Origin of the sequence: Streptomyces sp. NPDC018000, assembly GCF_044328025.1 — a bacterium.
In the GTDB taxonomy this organism is placed as follows: Bacteria; Actinomycetota; Actinomycetes; order Streptomycetales; family Streptomycetaceae; genus Streptomyces.
In genome coordinates, this window is sequence record NZ_JBIRGM010000002.1 from 220,152 (window position 1) to 240,606 (window position 20,455).

The 20,455-nt window shown below is 68.7% G+C and carries 17 protein-coding genes; 14 read left to right on the plus strand and 3 right to left on the minus strand.

Annotated features, from left to right (window positions below; all coding sequences use genetic code 11):
* Positions 1-3 precede the first annotated feature (3 nt).
* Entirely contained in the window at positions 4-1,512 is a 1,509-nt protein-coding gene (locus ACH4EW_RS05560; protein ID WP_398251786.1) for a trypsin-like peptidase domain-containing protein, read from the minus strand.
* Between the two features lie 266 nt (positions 1,513-1,778).
* On the opposite strand from ACH4EW_RS05560, the gene ACH4EW_RS05565 reads away from it, so the two are divergent.
* The 3 genes from ACH4EW_RS05565 (at position 1,779) to ACH4EW_RS05575 (ending at position 4,416) form a co-directional block, all read left to right on the plus strand.
* A complete protein-coding gene (locus ACH4EW_RS05565; RefSeq protein WP_398251788.1) occupies positions 1,779-2,588 on the plus strand; it encodes a glycerophosphodiester phosphodiesterase in 810 nt (269 codons plus the stop codon).
* 53 nt (positions 2,589-2,641) lie between these two features.
* Positions 2,642-3,256, plus strand: coding sequence for an ATP-binding protein (locus ACH4EW_RS05570; RefSeq protein WP_398251790.1), 615 nt, complete (start codon positions 2,642-2,644; stop codon positions 3,254-3,256).
* Between the two features lie 194 nt (positions 3,257-3,450).
* A complete protein-coding gene (locus tag ACH4EW_RS05575; protein ID WP_398251793.1) occupies positions 3,451-4,416 on the plus strand; it encodes a DUF5926 family protein in 966 nt (321 codons plus the stop codon).
* Between the two features lie 769 nt (positions 4,417-5,185).
* Here the strand turns inward: ACH4EW_RS05575 and ACH4EW_RS05580 are convergent.
* The gene (locus ACH4EW_RS05580) at positions 5,186-5,908 is read right to left on the minus strand and encodes a bifunctional DNA primase/polymerase (RefSeq protein ID WP_398251796.1); all 723 of its coding nucleotides are present in this window, start codon (positions 5,906-5,908) and stop codon (positions 5,186-5,188) included.
* Positions 5,909-6,426: 518 nt separating this feature from the next.
* On the opposite strand from ACH4EW_RS05580, the gene ACH4EW_RS05585 reads away from it, so the two are divergent.
* Positions 6,427-7,920, plus strand: coding sequence for a PP2C family protein-serine/threonine phosphatase (locus ACH4EW_RS05585; protein WP_398253277.1), 1,494 nt, complete (start codon positions 6,427-6,429; stop codon positions 7,918-7,920).
* A 130-nt stretch (positions 7,921-8,050) separates the two neighbouring features.
* Positions 8,051-9,511, plus strand: coding sequence for an aminopeptidase P family protein (locus ACH4EW_RS05590; protein WP_398251798.1), 1,461 nt, complete (start codon positions 8,051-8,053; stop codon positions 9,509-9,511).
* A 56-nt stretch (positions 9,512-9,567) separates the two neighbouring features.
* Here ACH4EW_RS05590 and ACH4EW_RS05595 read toward each other — a convergent pair whose 3' ends face one another.
* Positions 9,568-10,095, minus strand: a complete 528-nt coding sequence (locus ACH4EW_RS05595; RefSeq protein WP_398251801.1) for an ATP-binding protein — start codon at positions 10,093-10,095, stop codon at positions 9,568-9,570.
* Between the two features lie 260 nt (positions 10,096-10,355).
* On the opposite strand from ACH4EW_RS05595, the gene ACH4EW_RS05600 reads away from it, so the two are divergent.
* From ACH4EW_RS05600 to ACH4EW_RS05640, 9 genes are all read left to right on the plus strand, one after another.
* The gene (locus tag ACH4EW_RS05600; RefSeq protein ID WP_398251804.1) at positions 10,356-11,159 is read left to right on the plus strand and encodes a hypothetical protein; all 804 of its coding nucleotides are present in this window, start codon (positions 10,356-10,358) and stop codon (positions 11,157-11,159) included.
* A gap of 162 nt (positions 11,160-11,321) precedes the next feature.
* Positions 11,322-12,068, plus strand: a complete 747-nt coding sequence (locus ACH4EW_RS05605; RefSeq protein ID WP_398251806.1) for a YcnI family protein — start codon at positions 11,322-11,324, stop codon at positions 12,066-12,068.
* Positions 12,069-12,114: 46 nt separating this feature from the next.
* Positions 12,115-12,768, plus strand: coding sequence for an SCO family protein (locus ACH4EW_RS05610; RefSeq protein WP_398251809.1), 654 nt, complete (start codon positions 12,115-12,117; stop codon positions 12,766-12,768).
* The gene (locus ACH4EW_RS05615) at positions 12,765-13,214 is read left to right on the plus strand and encodes a copper chaperone PCu(A)C (protein ID WP_398251812.1); all 450 of its coding nucleotides are present in this window, start codon (positions 12,765-12,767) and stop codon (positions 13,212-13,214) included. Before ACH4EW_RS05610 ends, ACH4EW_RS05615 begins: the two co-directional genes overlap by 4 nt.
* A gap of 14 nt (positions 13,215-13,228) precedes the next feature.
* Positions 13,229-15,247, plus strand: a complete 2,019-nt coding sequence (locus ACH4EW_RS05620; RefSeq protein ID WP_398251815.1) for a copper resistance protein CopC — start codon at positions 13,229-13,231, stop codon at positions 15,245-15,247.
* Positions 15,248-15,324: 77 nt separating this feature from the next.
* Entirely contained in the window at positions 15,325-16,569 is a 1,245-nt protein-coding gene (gene efeB, locus ACH4EW_RS05625; RefSeq protein WP_398253280.1) for an iron uptake transporter deferrochelatase/peroxidase subunit, read from the plus strand.
* A gap of 27 nt (positions 16,570-16,596) precedes the next feature.
* Positions 16,597-17,532, plus strand: coding sequence for a prephenate dehydratase (gene pheA, locus ACH4EW_RS05630; RefSeq protein WP_398251818.1), 936 nt, complete (start codon positions 16,597-16,599; stop codon positions 17,530-17,532).
* Positions 17,533-18,165: 633 nt separating this feature from the next.
* Complete coding sequence (gene serS, locus ACH4EW_RS05635) at positions 18,166-19,443, plus strand: serine--tRNA ligase (protein WP_398251821.1); 1,278 nt, start codon at positions 18,166-18,168, stop codon at positions 19,441-19,443.
* Complete coding sequence (locus ACH4EW_RS05640; protein WP_398251823.1) at positions 19,440-20,255, plus strand: HAD family hydrolase; 816 nt, start codon at positions 19,440-19,442, stop codon at positions 20,253-20,255. Before serS ends, ACH4EW_RS05640 begins: the two co-directional genes overlap by 4 nt.
* Positions 20,256-20,455 lie beyond the last annotated feature (200 nt).

Consider the following 20,455-nt stretch of genomic DNA (forward strand, 5'->3'; position numbering starts at 1 on the left):
CGGTCAGCTGTCGCCCTTGCGCTCCCCCAGGGTGACTTCGGCCGTTGCCGTCCTGCCGTCGCGCTTGTAGGTCAGTGTCACCCGGTCGCCGGGCTTGTGGGTCCAGATCTCACCGATCAGGGTCGGGCCGCTGTCGATCACGGTGTCGTCGAATTTCGTGATGACATCGCCCGGCTTGAGGCCGGCCTTGTCCGCAGGACCGCCCTTCGCCACGGCCGCCGTACCACCCGCGCCCTGCTCGGCAATGGCAGCGCCGCCGGTCCTCTCGTCCATCGTGACCGTGGCACCGATCACCGGGTAGACCGGCTGACCGGTCTTGATCAGTTGCTGTGCAACGTTCGTCGCCTGGTTGATCGGGATTGCGAAGCCGAGGCCGATGGAGCCCGCCTGGGTCTGACCCATACCGCTGCCGGTCGACTGGATGGCCGAGTTGATGCCGATGACCGCTCCGCGCGCATCGAGCAGCGGGCCACCGGAGTTGCCCGGGTTGATCGAGGCGTCGGTCTGCAGGGCGCTCATGTACGAGTTGCTGCCACCGGAACCGTCGCCGGAGGCGACCGGGCGGTTCTTGGCGCTGATGATGCCCGTGGTCACTGTGTTGGACAGACCGAACGGGGCGCCGATCGCGATCGTCGAATCACCGACCGCGACCTGGTCCGAGTCGCCGAGGGGCAGGGGGGCGAGCCCCGACGGCGGGTTCTTCAGCTTCAGCACGGCGACGTCGTAGCCCTGTGCCCGGCCGACCACCTCGGCGTTGTACTTCTTGCCGTTGGAGAACGTCGCCGTGAGCTGGCCGTTGTCCGCAGCGGAGGCCACCACGTGGTTGTTCGTAAGAATGTGGCCCTGCTTGTCGTACACGAAGCCGGTGCCCGTACCGCCCTCGCCGTCACCGCCCTGCGCATCAATGGTGACCACGCTCGGCAGCGCCTTTGCGGCCACGCCCGCGACCGTGTCGGGATCGCGCTTGAGGTCCTGCGGGTTGTCCGACGCCGCGACCGTGGTCGAACCGTTGCCGTTCCGGTCGGCCGCCCAGTAGCCGAGGGCGCCGCCGGCACTGCCCGCGATCAGCGCCGCCACTACCACTGCGGCCATCAAGCCGCCCCTGCGCCGCTTGCGCGGGCCTTCGGGGGAGTGGAGCTGGGCCGAGGCGCCCCAGACCGGACCGGCACCGCCGCCGTCCGCGCCGTGGTGCGCGTACACGGGGACGGCGGGCGGGGGCGGCGGGGGCCAGTTGGCTTCGGCGGCCGACTGGAGCCCGGGGGGAGGCGTACCCGGCATGGAAGCCATGGGGGTGGTCGCGGCGGCCGGTTCCTCCGTCGGAGAGAACGGCTGCTGCGTCCGGGGCGACTGCTGTGCGGCTGCCGCGTCCTGCGTCTTCATGTACGCCGAGGCGTCGGGCGTGGACGCGGGCGTGCTCTCAGGTGACCCCTGAGGAGCATCGGCCGGCACTGGAGGTACGGACGGAACGGCATTGGCCGCGGTGCCCTCGTTGCCCTCGTTCTCTGTGCTCACAGCTCTTTAACTCCTCGGTTCCACATCATTTTCGGCAAGAGATCCGCTGCGTACGTGTCAGGGACAGCTTTTCCCAAGGCACGTCAGGCCACTGTAAACAGGACCTGTGCATCCGCACCTCCCATCTTTACATCCGGCAAAACGGTCTCTCGGCCCGAGGTGTGCACAGCCGCGACGCAAGGTGCGGATACCCGTGGCGCAAGCTGTACGCAGCGGACGCCGCTCGGTGACACCATGACTCAGTGACCCACGCACGGCAGCAATCCATGCACCATTCCATCCAGGTCATCGCCCACCGAGGCGCGTCCGACGACGCCCCCGAGCACACCCTGGCGGCATACCGGAAGGCGATCGAGGACGGCGCCGACGCACTGGAGTGCGATGTACGGCTCACCGCTGACGGCCACCTCGTCTGTGTACACGACCGCCGGGTGAATCGCACCTCCAACGGCCGAGGCGCCGTCTCCACGCTGGAGCTCTCCGAGCTCGCGGCCCTCGACTTCGGCTCCTGGAAGGACCGCGAGGAGTCGGAGTCCCCGGACTGGGATCCGGTGCCGGGAGAACTCACCTCCGTACTCACTCTGGAGCGACTGCTCGAACTGGTCGCCGAGACACGGGCCGCCGGGCGCCCGCTCCAACTGGCCATCGAGACCAAGCACCCCACCCGCTGGGCGGGCCAGGTCGAAGAACGGCTGCTGCATCTGCTGAAGCTCTTCGAACTCGACGTCCCGCCGGCCGACGGCCCTTCACCGGTACGGATCATGAGCTTCTCGGCACGCTCCCTGTACCGCATCCAGGCCGCGTCCCCCACCCTGCCCACCGTCTACCTGATGCAGTTCGTCTCGCCGCGCCTGCGTGACGGGCGACTGCCGGCCGGGGCTCGGATCGCCGGTCCGGGGATGCGGATCGTACGCAGCCACCCCGGCTACATCGAGCGGCTGCACCGTGCGGGACATCGCGCGCACGTCTGGACGGTCAACGAACCCGAGGACGTCGAGCTCTGCATCGATCTCGGCGTCGAGGCAATCATCACGAACCGCCCGAAGCAGGTTCTGTCACAACTGGGACGCTCTTAACATCAGTTACACGGAGTGCACCGGCGCATTCGAACCGTATTCGATCGTTACGAGTGCGTCATTGCCGGGCGATTGTCCGGTTTCCGGTCCAGTTCAGGAGGGCATCCACTCCGTGGCGTGGGGCAAAGGAGGTCTCGGGGGTGGCGTTGGTGGTGGCACAGGAAGTGCTGACGTCGTCGAGCATGGCCGTACCCCATGGTCCTGCGGGCGTGGGGCAGGCGCGGCACCGGATGCGCGAGCAACTGCGCAGCTACGGGGTGCCGGACTCGGTCGTCGACGATGCTGAATTGATCCTTTCCGAACTACTCAGCAATGCCTGTCGGCACGGCAGGCCGCTGGGGCGGCACACAGATGTGGGTGACGGCGACGTCCGCGCTGCATGGCGCGTGGACAGAACGGGCGGCCTGACCGTCGAAGTGACGGACGGAGGCGGTCCGACCCGACCGATTCCGGCCACACCGTCGGTGACGGCGCGCGGCGGCCGCGGGCTCAACATCATCAGCGCGCTCGCCGAGGAGTGGGGCGTACGCGACAGCTCGTCGGGCGAGGTCACCGTCTGGGTCCTCGTCAGCGAGGGGCACAGGCGGGCGTCCGGAGCACAAGGCGTGCCTGGCGTGTCAGGGCTCGACGGGCTGGGCTTCGCCGACACCTTCGACGACGCGGGCTGACGTTCCCGTACGGGTACGGATGCCTGCGCAGGCAGCGGCGGTACGAGCGCCCGCACGCGTGTCGACGGAGAGGCATACGCGCGCGGTTCGCACTCCTGTACCGCCCGGCGCTCAGGCGGATGCGTTCCGGACGCGACACGGGCCGCTAGGCTCACGGCCCAGACCGCACTGTCGCAACCGGGAGAAAGCCCACCATGGCCAAGAAGCGCCCTCAGACCAAGGCCGGGAAGCAGCAGCTCAAGGACGGTGAGATCCCGGTGGTAGGGGCTCGCGAGCCCTGCCCGTGCGGTTCGGGCCGCCGCTACAAGGCGTGTCACGGCCGCGCCGCCGCCCAGGCGGTGACCGAGCTCGTCCACCGCCCCTTCGAGGGCCTGGCCGGCGAGTGCGACTGGGTGGCTCTGCGCGAGCTGGTGCCCGCTGCCACGGTCGAGCTGACACTGAAGGACGGGCTGCCCGAGGGCGTGCCCTCCGTGACGCTCGCGACGGTCCTGCCGATGGCTTGGCCGGCGCTCCGCCGCGACGACGGCTCGGTACTGCTCGCCCTGCAGAACGACACCCCGTCCGGTGACCTCAGCCGTGACCTCGCGGACACGCTGCAGCGGGCGCTGGACGCCGAGCCCGGTTCGCCCGTGGCCGCCCGGCGCGCACCGGCCGACGGTCCGCGGCTGCAGGACGTACTCGACCCCGAGGCGGCGTTCGAGCCGGTTGTCCACTCCGGTTTCGAGTTCTGGGTTCCGGACGCGGAGAACGCCACGCCCGAGGTGTCCGCATCCCTGGAGCGCGCGAACGAGGCGGCGATCCCGACGGTGCTGCTCTCCGGCGTGGACGCCGCGTACTGGTGCGAGACCCCGGAGAAGAACCACCTGCGCTGGGTCATGCCGCACCCCGAGGAGCAACTTCTCGACGCGCTCGCCCGACTGCACGCTGCCGGCACCTCCTCGCTGGGCGAAGGGACGCGGCTGGTCGGTTCCTTCCGGGCGCACGGGCTGATGGTCCCGGTCTGGGATCTGCCGAGCGCGATGGGGGCCGCGGAGTGCGAGAAGCCCGCGGCCGAGCTCGCGGAGCGGCTGGCGGCGGCGCTCGCCTCGGATGCGCCGCTCACCGCCGAGGAGCGGCGGGCTCGTGGCGGGCTCACCAATCGCCAAGTGACGCTCAGCTGACAGTGACGACCCCCGGGGCCGTTCGGTGACGCGTGTCACAACTCGCCGTACTCGCAGGTAGATCACTGTCCTAATACGTGAGATCGAATTTGCGAATGGCAGATCTCTTGTTACCGTTCTAGAAGCCCGGTCGCTGGTGCATCCCCCGTCGCCAGCGATCGGGCGTTTTCATTTCCCGGGTACGGCGCACAGCGCGCGATGCGGCGCACGAGCCCGCGCACGATCCCCTCGCCGGTGCGGCCCGACCCTTGCTTCCGCGTCAGGGCCTGGCAGATCGGCGCCCGTGCGCCGTCGCCAACCCGGCGCTGCGGAGCCCGGATTGACGATTCGCCATCGGCGGCGGAGCCTCCTTTGCCGACGCACCGCCGATTCCACCGGAGCGACCGACCTCGGACAGAAGTTGTCACTCCCTTGCGGATACCCTTCCACGGAACCGCTCGAATAGATCTTCGAAGAATGCCTCGCAAGAGTCCTGAAGATCCATCAGAAATCCCTCCGTCAAAGCACTTTGCAGCGGCAGACTTTGCATCGACCGACATGAGACCGGCGCTGCATGTAGTAGCCCACCTGTCAGCGTCCATCGATGCCCGTCGGCTTCGCCCGAATTCGTAACGGTTCGCTGAAGATGTCGGCCGAATATGAACACCCCGGTGCCGCACGCCCTCTTACTCCGGGAACTCAGGTCGGCTCACGTCCGAATGAGTGAGCCGACCACGAATTTCGCAACCGGGCGGAGCGGTGCAACCGGTAACCACCCGCCGGCCACTCGTCAGTAGGCGAGCCGACTGCCGCCGTCCGGTGCGCTGTTGCTCGCCTCGACCAGTGCGTCGAGCAGCGTCCCCACATCCGGCAGCCACGGCGCGGCGGATCCGGGGGCGGGCTCTCCCCTGTCCGAGCGCAGCCGGGAGCTCGGGGAAGGAGCCCGTTCCCAGCGCACCTGCCCTGCCCCCACCTCTGACGGCGGAAGGACGAGATAGCCGCCCTCGCCGTGGAAACGCAGCGAGCTGGGCACCCAGTCCTTGGCGTGCAGCAGCTCGCCGAGCCGTTCGAGGGTGTAGGGGGCGACCAGCAGCGACCACCGGGTCGGCGTCGCCACCACGGGGCCGAGCCGCGTGCCCATCCGGTCCAGCTCGGCCAGCGCCCGGGCGGCGGCCACGGCCGGCAAGCTCAGCGCGCACGGGGCGCGGCCGCCGGTGGCCAGCACGATCGGGGCGGTGGGCCGGTTGGCCCACCACCAGCGCACCATGCGCTCGTCGGTGGTCGCCGCGAGGAGGCCGGGATCGAAGGGATGTGCGCCGGGCACGGCGCACTCGGGATCGGGACAGGCACAGCCACGGTCACGACCACCGCGGCCGCCGGCCGCCTCGAGTCCCACTCCGGGGAGCACGGGCCACTGCCATGCGGTGGCACAGGTCAGGACCGCGTCCAGTTGGGCAGGCCTTGCCCTGCGCCGGAGCCGGAGCCTGCGTCGCCTTCCGAGGATCTCGCGCATGAGCGCTCGTTCCTTTCCGTTGAACGCCGAGGGTCCACATCACACCACGCGCGCATCACAACGCGCGTTCATCACTTCACTGTGCGTACATGCTCTTCAAATCTGCGGTACGGGTGGGTCGTCGGTACCGAGCATGCGCTGAGCCGGGTCGAGCAAGGGCGAGACGTGTCCGGGACACAAGCATGGCGAGGAGCAGCGCATACATCGCGCCTGCCGTCCCAACGCGCAAACCCCGCCACTCGGGGGTGCGGGCGTGACCGTCACAGATGAGGACGTCCGGGCCCGCTGCCAGGTTCCGGGGCGATCAGAACTGCCCCTGGTCATCACCGATTACGTACCCAGCGTGCCCGAAATGACGCTCTCCCTGGGACTTCACCCCGAGGACACCCCCTGTCGAGCGCACCCAGTCGACCCCAAATTGCCGCCATAGGGTGCATTTTTTGGCCAACTTATGAGTCACTTGGACACCACGAATCCCGCAGGGACAATGCTGGACATGGCCTTACTTGTACGTGTACATGTGGACGCTGCGTGTACACGTGGATGCACTGATAGCGGCGCAGAATGACATGGGGGTTTGCGATGCTATTCGACGAAACACACCGGCGGGAAAGCCCACTGCCATGAGCGCCCCGCACCTACCGAAAGTGGCTGGAATCGATCGCATGGTTCCTGTTTCAGCGCATACTGCCGGTTCTCTGTCCGGAGTACCGGCCGCCCCCGGAGTACCGGCCGCGCCCGGAGCGTTCACCCAGGACCGGCTGGCCGGCTGGGTCTCCGACCTCACCACGCTGCACGAGCTCACCGAGCGACTCGCCAGAACCAGCACACTCGAGGACGCGCTGCACGAACTGCTGGACGCCGGAGCCGCCCTGGTCGGTGCCCGCCGCGGTCTTGCCGTCTTCGAACCGTCCGACCGCCGCGGCCCCGTAAGCACCATCGGCCTCGGACTCGCCCATGCCGAGCTCGGACACATCGAGACGGTGCCGCGCAGCGCCACCTCCTACGGCCGGATCCTGGAAGGACTCCCGGACGCCGAAGGAGCGCAGACCACCTCCGATCTGCTCGGCGACACCAGCCTGGACTCCCGCCGCCGCGAGGTCGCCGCCCGGCTCGGATACGCCGCCAGCTACACCCTGCCGCTCACCGCCGAGGCGACCGGCAATCTCGGTGTCGCCGTGTGGCTGTACGACGAACCCGCCGAACCACTGGAACGCCAGCGCCATCTCGTCGGCCTCTACGCCGGATACGCCGGCGAGCACCTGGCCAGGCTGCTGGAGCTGGAGCGGGCCAGGGCAGATGTCGCCACCGTCACGGAGGAGTTGCTGCCCAGCCGAATGCCGCGGGTCACCGGAGTACAGCTGGCCGCACGCCATCGCACGGCACCGCAGGGCGGCGGCGACTGGTACGACGCGCTGGCCCTGCCGGAAGGTGCACTCGGCCTTGCCGTGGGCTCGGTGAACGGCTCCGGCCCGAGCGCCCTGGCCGCCATGGGCAGGCTGCGTGCCGGTCTGCGGGCGTACGCGGTGATGGAGGGCGAGGATCCGGTCGCCGTGCTCTCGGATCTGGAACTGCTGCTGCGGCTGACCGAACCCGCCCGTTCGGCGACAGCCCTGTTCGCCTACTGCGAACCCGCCCGCCGCACGATCCTGCTGGCCGGGGCCGGCCACACCCCACCGCTCGTGATCGGCGACCTGCGCACCGAGTTCGTCGAGACGTCGGTCTCCGCACCGCTGGGCATGCTCGCCTGTTGGGAGGCACCCAGCGTAGAGATCGCCCTCGCGCCCGGCGAGACCGTACTCCTCTACACCGACGGGCTGCTGCGCCGCACCGGCGACTCGATGGACCGGGCGTACGCACGGCTCCACTCGGCGGCGGCGTGCGTACCGAAGGCGCTGCGTGACGACGCCGGGTCCGTTGCCGACCATGTTCTGCGGACCGTGCTGCCGGACGGGCCCGGTCAGGGCAACGGCATGGAGGAGGCCGTCATTCTGGCCGCCCGCTTCGACTGAGCCGGCTCGCCCCGGCCGCGCTGTGCGGCCCGCCCCGGCCAAGCTGTGTAACAGGTCTTCCGGCCCTGTGCCCCCTTCCGTACGCCCGTACGATGGACGGGTCCAGTGTCGTATCAAGGAGAGACAAATCGTGGCTGAGGAGCTCACCCCGGAGAACCCGGAGACCGAAGAAGAGACGGTCAAGCAGCGGAAGAACGGCCTGTACCCGGGCGTCTCCGATGAACTCGCCGCGAACATGAAGTCCGGTTGGGCCGATACCGAGCTGCATGGCCTCGAACCCATCGCTCAGGCCGAGCACACGGCCGCCCGCCGCGCAGCGCTCTCCGCGCGTTTCCCCGGTGAGCGTCTGGTCATCCCCGCGGGCAAGCTGAAGACCCGTTCCAATGACACCGAGTACGCCTTCCGCCCCTCCACCGAGTACGCGTACCTCACCGGCGACCAGACCCAGGACGGCGTCCTCGTAATGGAGCCGACCCAGGACGGGCACGAGGCGACCATCCACCTGCTGCCGCGGTCCAACCGCGAGAACGGCGAGTTCTGGCTCGACGGCCAGGGCGAGCTGTGGGTCGGCCGGCGCCACTCCCTCACCGAGGCCGAGCAGCTGCTGGGCATCCCGGCGAAGGACGTGCGCGAGCTCCCGGCCGCGCTGGTCGAGGCCACCGGCCCGGTCCGTAACGTCCGCGGCCACGACGTCGGCATCGAGGCCGCGCTGACCGACAAGGTCACCGCGGAGCGCGACGAGGAACTGCGTGTCTTCCTCTCCGAGGCCCGACTGGTCAAGGACGCCTTCGAAATCGCCGAACTGCAGAAGGCCTGCGACGCCACTGCACGCGGCTTCGAGGACGTCGTCAAGGTCCTCGACAAGGCCGAGGCGACGAGCGAGCGTTACATCGAGGGCACCTTCTTCCTGCGCGCCCGCATCGAGGGCAACGACATCGGCTACGGCTCGATCTGCGCGGCCGGCCCGCACGCCACCACCCTGCACTGGGTGCGCAACGACGGCGCGGTGCGCTCCGGCGAGCTGCTGCTGCTCGACGCCGGTGTGGAGACCAATGACCTCTACACCGCCGACGTGACGCGCACCCTTCCGATCAACGGCACGTTCACGCCGCTGCAGCGGAAGATCTACGACGCCGTGTACGAGGCCCAGGAAGCGGGCATCGCGGCCGTCAAGCCCGGTGCCGACTACCGCGACTTCCATGACGCCGCGCAGCGCGTGCTCGCCGAGAAGCTCGTCGAGTGGGGCCTGCTGGGCGATCTGTCCGTGGACAAGGTCCTGGAGCTGGGCCTCCAGCGCCGCTGGACGCTGCACGGCACCGGCCACATGCTCGGCATGGACGTCCACGACTGCGCCGCCGCGCGCACCGAGACGTACGTCAACGGAACGCTTGAGCCCGGCGTATGCCTCACGGTCGAGCCCGGTCTGTACTTCCAGGCCGACGACCTGACCGTCCCCGAGGAGTACCGGGGCATCGGTGTCCGGATCGAGGACGACATCCTCGTCACCGAGGACGGCAACCGGAATCTCTCCGACAAGCTGCCGCGCCGGGCCGACGAGGTCGAGGCGTGGATGGCTCGGCTCAAGGGCTGATCCGGAACCTCCGGCACGTCCGGCGACGGACCCCTGCGCGTCGAAGGGCGCCCCGCTCAGGACACCATGAGCAGGGCGCCCTCCCGCCATTTCAGGACCTTGTCGAAGCTCACCACGGCACCACGGCCGGGACGGTTGCCGAAGTGGACGTGATCGGCGAGCTGCTCGATCAGACAGAGCCCCCGGCCGTCTTCCGCACTGAGTGGCGGGTAGTGCTGGGGATCGTGCTGATGGGCGGAAGTGCGCCTCATGCGCCGGGCGGGGAAACCGGGCCCCGAGTCGGTGACCTCGATACGGCACTTCTCGCCGTCCAGATAAGCGGTGACCCGGTACTGCCCACAGGCCGTCCCCGGCATTTCGTCCCAGACATCCCGAGGATCCCGGCCGACGCTCTGCTCTCCCTGGGCCTTGTGGTCGCCTCCGTGCTCAACGGCGTTGGCACAGGCCTCGCTGAGCGCGACCGACAGGTCGAAGGAGATCTCCGGATCCACGCCCGCGGTCTCCATCGCGCCCAGCAGGAAACGACGGGCGAGCGGAACGCTCGCAGCCTCGCGCCGCAAATGGAGGGACCACCAGATGCTCATGCTCCAGCCTCCTGGCTGCGGCTCGACATACCGATACGTATTGCCGCGCAGGACCGTTCGTAAGCACAGACCGGATGTGAGACCGCTCATTCGGCGGATACCAGCACTTCGTACACCCGTGTATGCCAGACCCGGCCGATGGCACCGACTGGTGCCCAAACCCGGCCACAGCGGCCTCGGCCCGCATTCAGTCGGACGGAAGGTGACCTTCCGGACCTGCCGTACGAAGGCCCGGGGCACGGTGCAATGATGGCCCCGCCATGTCTATGCCTGTCGCACGCGCCGGAGCCGGTCTGCGGCTCCTGAGGGCCGCGGTGTTCACCGCGGTCTGTGTTGTGCTTTCCGCGGCAGGTCACTCCCTGGCATCCTGCGCGGCTGTCCCCTGGTGGACCCTGCTCGCCGGATTCCTGGGGATTTTCGCGGTGACGGCACCGCTCGCCGGACGCGAGCGCTCACTGCCGTCCATCGCCGCCGCACTGGCCGGCGGACAGATCGCCCTGCACACCCTCTTCGGCGTGGGTACGCACACCACCTCGACAGACGCCGCGGCAGGCGACGACACACTGATCCGGTTCGCGGCAAGCCTCGTGTGCGGCACGGGACCCGCGCAGTTGAACGCCGCCGAAGCCCGCCGCATCATCACCACCGCGGGCATCGACCCGGCGTCGGTGGCGGCCGGCGGACACCAGCACATGGCCTCCGTATCCGGCTCGAACCCGGCCGCCCTCGCCGGTCTGCTGCCCAGCCTGCCCATGCTGCTCGGCCACCTGCTGGCCGCCGTGGCCACCGGCTGGCTGCTGCGGCGCGGCGAGATCGCCCTGTTCCGGCTGGCCCGGCTCTCCGCGCACGGCGCTCAGCAGATAGCGGCCTGGGCCCGGCTGCGTGCGCTGCGCGCCGCGCTCGCGCTCGTGAACGCCCTGCGCGCCGGACTCCCCGGAGGCCCGGCGACCGGGCCGCGCACCCCCCGTACCGCGGTCGACGCCCCGGTCCCCGCCAGCGGGGACCCGTTGCAGCACATGGTGATCAGGCGCGGGCCGCCACCCGTATACGCACTCGCAGCCTGACGCGACACCCTCCACTCGATGCACCCACGACTCGACACGCGCACCCACCCAGTGCCTACGAGCCGGCATACGAACGCCATACGTGAGGTAGAGGTGTCGCGAAGTCGCGCACCCGCGCGCCGTACCACCTTCTCTTCGTGCTTCTGTGGAGTGATCCCTGTCATGAATGTTTCCCGCGTCGCCCTCGCCGGCGGCATCGCCGCGTCCAGCGTGCTGATTTTCGCCGGTACGGCCTCCGCACACGTCAGCGTGCAGCCCCAGGGAGAGGCCGCCAAGGGCGGCTACGCCACCGTCAACTTCAAGGTCCCCAACGAGCGCGACGACGCCTCGACGACCAAGCTCGAGGTCAACTTCCCGACCGACCACCCGCTGGCCTCCGTCATGCCGCAGGCCGTACCCGGCTGGGACATCGAGGTCACCAAGAGCAAGCTGGCCAAGCCGCTCGAGACGCACGGCCAGAAGATCAGCGAAGCCGTCTCGAAGGTCACCTGGACCGCCACCGGCGACAAGGACGAACGCGGTATCCGCCCGGGCAGCTTCCAGCAGTTCCCGCTCTCCGTCGGCCAGCTCCCCGAGGACGCCGACCAACTGGTGTTCAAGGCCATCCAGGCGTACGACGACAAGGAAGTCGTCCGCTGGATCGAGGAGCAGAAGGACGGTGCCGCCGAGCCCGAGAGCCCGGCGCCCGTCCTCAAGCTGACCGCGGCGACCGCCGGTGAGCACGGCGCGGCCGCCGACGACAAGAGCAGCGCCGACGCCACGGCGAAGGCAGCGGACAAGCAGACGACGGCCGCGTCGGACGAATCCTCCAGTGACACCACGGCCCGCGTCCTCGGCATCGTCGGCATCGTCATCGGCGCCGCGGGGGTGGTCTTTGGCGTACTCGCCGGCCGCCGCCGCGCCGCCTGACCCACAGTCCCACCAGTTCTACCGACCCACCAGGAATCAGTGCTCCATGCGTAAGAAAACGGTGCTGGCCGCGGCGTTCGTCGCTGCGGCCACACTCACCCTGTCCGCCTGCGGCAGCAGCGACGACAGCGCCAAGACGCCCGTCGCCGATGTGTCGACCCAGGCCAAGACCAAGGCAGCGACGGTCCTCGACCAGCCGTTCACCAAGCCCGACCTCGTCCTCACCGACACCCACGGCAAGAAGTACGACCTCCGTGAGCAGACCAAGGGCAAGCCGACGCTGATCTACTTCGGCTACACCAACTGCCCCGACGTCTGCCCGCTCATCATGAGCAACATCGCCATCGCCAAGAAGTCCCTCCCCAAGGCCGACCAGGACAAGCTCCAGGTCGTCTTCGTGACCACCGACCCCGAGCGGGACACCCCGGCCTCGCTGGGGAGCTGGCTCAAGGCCCAGGACCCCTCCTTCATCGGCCTCACCGGCGACTTCCCGACCATCCAGGCGGGCGCACGCCAGATCGGCATCGGCATCGACGCCCCGAAGAAGCTGAAGGACGGAACCGTCGAGTCGATGCACGGTTCCCAGGTCATCGCTTTCTCCCCGAAGACCGACAAGGGATACCTCGTCTACAGCGAGGACACCTCTCCCGACGACTACACCAAAGACCTGCCCAAGATCATCAAGGGAGAGACCCCGTGAACCGCCGCACCGCCCTCGCCGGAACCATGGCCCTCGTCACCGGACTGATGCTGAGCGGATGCTCGTCCTCGGACAGCAAGCCCGAGCTGAAGGTGACCGGCGCATTCATGCCGCAGCCCGTCAGCGACATGGCAGGCGGCTTCCTCGTCGTGAAGAACGACAGCGACATATCCGACCGGCTCACCTCGGTCACCAGCCCCATCTCGGACGACGTCTCGATCCACGAGACGAAGAACGGAAAGATGCACATGGTGAAGTCCTTCGAGGTGCCCGCGAACGGCCAGCTGACTCTGGAACGCGGCGGAAAGCACATCATGTTCATGAAGCTCAAGAAGCAGCCCAAGCAGGGCGAGAAGGTGCCCGTGGAGCTGCACTTCGAGAAGGCCGACCCGATCAAGGTCGACCTTCCCGTGAAGGAGACCAATCACGCCCCGATGAAGCACTGAGGGACTGACTCGTCATGACAGCCACCGCCCCGCGCTTCGGATCGTCCCCGTCCATTCCCGTGCTGCGCAGGCCACTCGCCGCGGCCGCACTCCTCGTCGCCCTTGTCGGCATGGTGTTCAGCCTGCTGCTGGGCGGCGCGGGCTCCGCGTCCGCGCACGCCGCGCTCACCGGGAGCGATCCGAAGGACGGGGCGGTGGTCGACACCGCTCCCCAGGCTGTCCAGCTCACCTTCTCGGAAGGGGTCGCGCTCTCCGACGACTCCATCAGGGTCCTGGACCCCAGCGGCAAACGCGCCGACACCGGCACCGCACCGCGCAATCTGCAGTGCGGCTCCGCCGTGAAGTTCAGCGTCCCGCTGCACAGCGGGCTGCCCGACGGCACGTACACCGTCGCCTGGCAGGCCCTCTCCGCGGACAGCCACCCCGTCTCGGGCGCGTTCACCTTCTCCATCGGAGCGCCTTCGAAGACCACCGTCGCGCTCCCGGCCGACGAGGCCGGGGGCGGACTCGTCGGCGCCCTCTACGGCATCGCGCGCTACGCCGCGTACGCCGGTTTCATCCTGCTGGTCGGCGGCGCCGCCTTCATACTGGCCTGCTGGCAGCCCGGGGCGAGTGCACGCCCCCTGCAACGCCTGGTCGTACGCGGCTGGATGGCCCTCACCGCGTCCACCCTGGCCATGTTGTTCCTGCGCAACCCGTACACCGGCTCCGGGAATCTCGCGGACGCGTTCGACCTCAGCGGTCTGAAGGACGTGCTCGACACCAAGCCGGGGGCGGCACTCGTATCCCGGCTGCTGCTGCTCGGCGTCTCCGCACTCTTCATCGCCGTGCTCTTCGGGACATACGCGAAGCGCGAGGGCGAGAGCGAGAAGAAGGACCTCACCTTCGGACTGGCCATCGGCGGCACGGTGATCGCCGCCGGGATCGCCGGGACCTGGGCGCTCGCCGAACACGCCTCGACCGGGATCCAGCCGGGCATCGCCATGCCGGTCGACATCCTCCATCTGCTGGCCGTCGCAGTCTGGCTGGGCGGGCTGGCGGCCCTGCTGGTCGCGCTGTACCGGACACCGGACATCGGAGCCGCGGCCGTACAGCGCTTCTCCCGTATCGCGTTCGGCAGCGTGCTCGTGATCACCGCCACCGGGATCTATCAGTCCTGGCGCCAGGTCGGCACATGGTCCGCGCTCACCGGCACCGGGTACGGGCAACTGCTGCTCGTGAAGATGGGGCTCGTTGCCGTTCTGGTCGGGATCGCCTGGATCTCGCGTCGCTGGACCGCACGGCTGGTCACGAGCGGAATCGAAACGGAGGGAACGGAGGCCGGCCCCGAGGCCGAGGACGAAGTGGAGGAGGCCGAGGCCAGGGCCGGGGCCAGGGCCGAGGCCGAAGCCGAAGCCGAAGCCGAAGCCGAGGCCGAGGAGTCCCGGGCCCCGGGCACACCGGCGTCCGTGGCTGGGGACCCCGCTCGGGCGGCCCAGCTCGCCCGGCAGAGGGCCGCCGTGGCCACCGCCAAGAAGAAGCGGGTCCGCGACGCCGACCCCAATCGGTCCGGGCTCCGCCGCTCGGTGCTGGCGGAAGTAGGAGTCGCCGTGGCGCTGTTGGCCGTGACGACCGCACTGACCTCGACCGAGCCGGGGCGTACCGAGGAAGCGGCCCGCGCCTCGACGTCGGCAGCCGCACCCGCGGCCGAAGGCCCAGTCAATCTGACGCTGCCCTTCGACACAGGCGGCAAGAACGGCAGGGGAAGGGTGCGGATGGTCATCGACCCCGCCCGTACCGGCGCCAATGACCTCCACATCTGGATCGACAGCGTCGACGGCCAGGCCATGGACATCCCCGAGCTGAAGCTCGCCTTCACTCTGGAGTCCAAGGACATCGGCCCGCTCCCCGTCGTCCCTGACCGGATCGCCGAGGGCCACTGGACAGCGAGCGACGTCCAGATCCCGATGGCGGGCAACTGGAAGGTCGCGGTGACCGTGCGCACGTCGGACATCGATCAGACGACCATCGACAAGAACGTGAAGATCGGCTGAGCAGGATCGTGAGCGAAAACAACAACAAGAAGACCTCCGCGGGCAGCGGGGACGACAAAGCCAGTGGCAGCGGCGCCATCTCCCGGCGACGGCTGCTCGGCAGCGCGGGCGCGGCCGGTGCGACCGGGCTGGTACTGGGTATGGCGGGCGGTGCGACCGGCTATGCAGCGACCCGGCCCGACGAGCCGACCGCTCTGACCACGGTCGGCTCCACCCAGGTGATGTTTCACGGGAAACATCAACCAGGGATCACCACTCCGCTTCAAGCCTGCGGCCATCTCGTCGCCTTCGATCTGGCACCCGGTGCGGGACGGACGGAAGCGGCTGCCTTGATGCGCCGGTGGTCGACCGTGGCCCGGCGGCTGATGGCCGGCAAAGACGCCGACAGCGGCGCGGTGGACGGCGCGTCCCATGACACCGGGATCGCCCTGGATGCCGGACCATCCTCGCTGACCGTCACCTTCGGCTTCGGCCGCACCTTCTTCGAACGCACGGGCCTGGTCGACCACCGGCCACCGGGGCTCGACCCGCTCCCGCCGTTCTCCTCCGACCACATCGATGCCAAGCGCTCCAACGGTGACCTCTGGGTACAGATCGGCGCCGACGACGCACTCGTCGCCTTCCACGCGCTGCGTGCCGTGCAGAAAGAGGCCGCCCCGGCCGCCAGGGTCCGCTGGCAGATGAACGGCTTCAACCGCACCCCCGGCGCCACCGCGCAGCCGATGACGGTCCGCAATCTGATGGGCCAGATCGACGGCACAGGTAACCCGAAGCCCACCGAGAGCGACTTCGACCGGCGCGTCTTCGTCCCGGACGGGACCGATACGAAGTACGACTGGCTGGCAGGCGGCTCGTATGCGGTCGTACGACGGATCAGGATGCTGCTCGACGACTGGGAGAAGCTCCCGGTGGAACGGCAGGAGCAGGTCATGGGGCGCCGCAAGAAGGACGGCGCTCCGCTGAGCGGTGGCACCGAGACCACCGCGATGGACCTCGACAGGGCGGGCCCCGACGGCAAGCTCCTGATCCCGGACAACGCCCACGCCCGGATCTCCTCCCCCCAGAAGAACAGCGGCGCAGCCATGCTGCGGCGCCCCTTCTCGTACCACGACGGCATCGCGGCGGACGGCACTCCGGACGCCGGGCTGCTGTTCATCTGCTGGCAGGCGGATCCGCTGCGGGGGTTCGTTCCGGTGCAGCGCAAGCTGGACCGGGGCGATGCTCTGTCGCCGTTCATCCGGCACGAGGCCAGCGGCCTGTTCGCGGTGCCGGCTGGTGCGGCGGACGGCGAATACGTGGGGCAGCGGCTACTGGAGTCCTGAGCGACCGGGGCACATTAGGGTGACGGTATGTCCGCCACGCGCTACGCATATCTCGGCCCTGAAGGCACCTTCACCGAGGTCGCCCTCCGTACGCTCCCGGAAGCCGCCACCCGGGAACTCGTCCCTATGGTCTCCGTGCCGGTGGCTCTGGACGCGGTGCGCAGCGGGGCCGCTGCGGCAGCGCTCGTACCGATTGAGAACTCCGTCGAGGGCGGCATCACAGCGACGCTCGACGAGCTGACCACTGGCGAACCGCTGATGATCTACCGCGAGGTGCTGCTCTCCATCACCTTCGCGCTGCTGGTGCGGCCCGGCACCAAGCTGTCGGACATCAAGTCGGTCACCGCGCACCCGGCCGCGCAGCCGCAGGTGCGCAACTGGATGGCCGCCCATCTCCCGGACGCCGTATGGGAGTCGGCGGCCTCCAACGCCGACGGTGCCCGGCTGGTGCAGGAGGGACGGTACGACGCCGCCTTCGCCGGTGAGTTCGCGGCGGCGACCTACGGTCTCGAACCGCTGGTGACCGAGATCCATGACGCGGTGAACGCCCAGACCCGCTTCGTCCTGGTGGGCCGCCCGGCCCGGCCGGCGGCGCCGACGGGTGCGGACAAGACGTCGGTGGTCATCTGGCTGGGCGATGACCACCCCGGTGCGCTGCTCGAGCTGCTCCAGGAGTTCGCGGTGCGCGGGGTGAACCTGATGCTGATCCAGTCGCGGCCGACGGGGGCCGGTATCGGGAACTACTGCTTCGCGGTGGACGCCGAGGGGCACATCGCGGACCGCCGGGTCGGCGAGGCACTGATGGGGCTGAAGCGGATCTGCCCGAAGGTGCGGTTCCTCGGCTCGTACCCGCGGGCCGACGTGGCGATGCAGGACGTGCGGCCGCTGCGAGCGGGGACGTCGGACGCGGAGTTCACGGAGGCCTCGGACTGGCTGGCCCGAAATCTGGACGGCCGGGGCTGACTGCGGTGAGGGGCTGGCGGTCCCCGGGCTGACGGTCCCCGGGCCGGTGCGCCCGGGTGTCAGCGCACCTGAACCGCTGGTGTTATCTACCGCTCTTCATCATCCACAGGGTTATCCACAGAGGCGGTTCTCGACCTGGGGACAAGTCGACACCCCAGTGCGACATGGTCGACATATCACCTGAGTCGACCCAGATGCACACACGGGCCAACAGCTCGCCCGGATTGCCCCGCGTCACCTCAATTCAATTGATCAACTCTTCAGGGTGGCGAATTCCCACCCGAACGAGCGTCTGAAGTGGGTTTAAGTGGGCAATCCATGAGCCCCCAAGCGACTTTCGGAATGATCCCCTCCGGTATCCACACCCCTCCCCCACAGCCTGTGGATAACTTTGAAGAGCACCAACGCTTGTGGACAAGTGACAGTCAACTCCCTTGCCAGGCAAGGTGGATACGTCAAGCCGATTGACGCCTTCTTGCCCATTTAGGGGAATAACCTCTTTTTACTGACGGTCGAGATCGACATCAGCCACGTAACACCCTCCAACATTACCAATTCAGGCAATTCGGGCAAAGTGACACGCTTGGCAATATCGGTTCGAGCCGGCGAAGCGCACACCGGTAGCCTGGAGGGGTGATTGACCTTCGCCTGCTTCGTGAGGACCCCGACCGTGTTCGCGCCTCCCAGCGCGCCCGTGGAGAGGACGTCGCGCTCGTCGACGCCCTTCTCTCCGCCGACGAGCGGCGCAGGTCGTCCGGCGTCCGCTTCGACGAACTCCGCTCCGAGCAGAAATCGCTCGGCAAACTCATCCCCAAGGCTTCGCCCGAGGAGCGCGCCGAGCTCCTCAAGAGGGCCGAGCAGCTGAAGGCTGATGTCAAGGCGGCCGACGCGGCACAGGACAAGGCCGACGCCGAGGCCAAGAGCCTGATGCTCCAGCTCGGCAACATCGTCCACGAGGACGTGCCGGTCGGTGGCGAGGAGGACTTCGTCGTCCTGGAGACGCACGGCACGATCCGTGACTTCGGGGCCGAGGGCTTCGAGCCCAAGGACCATCTGGAGCTCGGCGAGAAGCTCGGCGCCATCGACATGGAGCGTGGCGCCAAGGTCTCCGGTTCGCGCTTCTACTACCTGACGGGTGTCGGCGCGCTGCTGGAGCTCGCCCTCGTCAACGCGGCGATCGCGCAGGCCACCGAAGCCGGCTTCGTCCCGATGCTGACGCCGGCGCTGGTCCGCCCGCGCGCCATGGAGGGCACCGGCTTCCTCGGCCAGGCCGCGGAGAACGTGTACCACCTGGCGAAGGACGACTTCTACCTGGTCGGCACCTCCGAGGTCCCGCTCGCCGCGTACCACATGGACGAGATCATCGAGGCCGACAAGCTGCCACTGCGGTACGCAGGCTTCTCGCCGTGCTTCCGCCGCGAGGCCGGTACGTACGGCAAGGACACCCGGGGAATCTTCCGTGTCCACCAGTTCGACAAGGTCGAGATGTTCTCGTACGTCGACCCGGCGGACGCCGAGGCCGAGCACCGCAGGCTCCTGGACTGGGAGAAGCAGTGGCTCACCGCTCTTGAGCTGCCCTTCCAGGTAATCGATGTCGCCACCGGCGATCTTGGGGCCTCGGCATCCCGGAAGTTCGACTGCGAGGCGTGGATTCCGACGCAGGGCAAGTACCGCGAGCTGACGTCCGCTTCGAACTGCGACGGTTTCCAAGCGCGCCGCCTGTCCGTCCGCATGCGCGACGGTAAGAAGGTCCAGCCGCTGGCTACGCTGAACGGCACGCTGTGCGCCGTACCGCGCACGATCGTGGCGATCCTGGAGAACCACCAGCTGGCCGACGGCTCCGTACGGGTGCCCGAGGTGCTCCGGCCGTACCTGGGCGGGCGCGAGGTTCTGGAGCCGGTCGCCAAGTGACCTTTCCGTACAAGCTCGTCGCGACCGATCTCGACGGCACGCTGCTGCGTAACGACGACACGGTCTCCGAGCGCACCCGTGAGGCACTGGCCGCGGTCACTGCGGCCGGTACCGCGCACATCATCGTCACAGGTCGCGCTGTCCCGTGGACCCGGCACATCCTGGACGACCTGGGTTACGAGGGGCTCGCGGTCTGCGGCCAGGGAGCGCAGGTCTACCACGCGGGAGAGCGCAAGCTGCTGACCTCGCTGACGCTGGACCGGCAGCTCGCCGGTCTCGCGCTGTCCAAGGTCGAGGCCGAGGTCGGTCCGCTGGCACTCGCGGCGAGCCGCGACGGGCTCGACGGCGAAGTGCTGGTCGGCCCCGGCTACCGCGTACAGGAAGGGCCGCTTCCGACCGTCTTCGCTGAGGACCCGGCCGAGTTGTGGTCGGCCCCCCTGAACAAGGTCTACATCCAGCACCCCGATCTCGACGACGACGCACTGGCGAATGCCGCGCGCTCAGCCGTCGGCAATCTGGTGGACGTGGTCATGGCCGGTCCTGGTGTGGTGGAGATCCTGCCGCTGGGGCTGAGCAAGGCGACCGGACTCTCACTGGCCGCGCGCCGACTGGGCCTGAAGGCCGCGGACACCTTGGCCTTCGGTGACATGCCGAACGACATCCCGATGTTCGCCTGGGCGCAACGGGGTGTAGCGATGGCCAATGCACATGCGGATCTGAAGGCCGTGGCCCAGGAGATCACCACGTCCAACGAGGACGACGGCATCGCTGTGGTACTGGAACAGCTGCTCCAGGGCGCGTTTCAAAGGTAGCGCCGTTCGCGCGCGCAGGGCGGGGCCAGGGGCGTCTGGCGTCTGGCGTCTGGCGTCTGGCGTCTGGCGTCTGGCGTCTGGCGTCTGGCGTCTGGCGTCTGGCGCATGCGATCGCACGGCGGCGCTGCCTCCACGCATCCTGCACAACGAACCGATATCCGTACGGGTACACGTACTACCGTCCGAAAGAATGCGTCAAC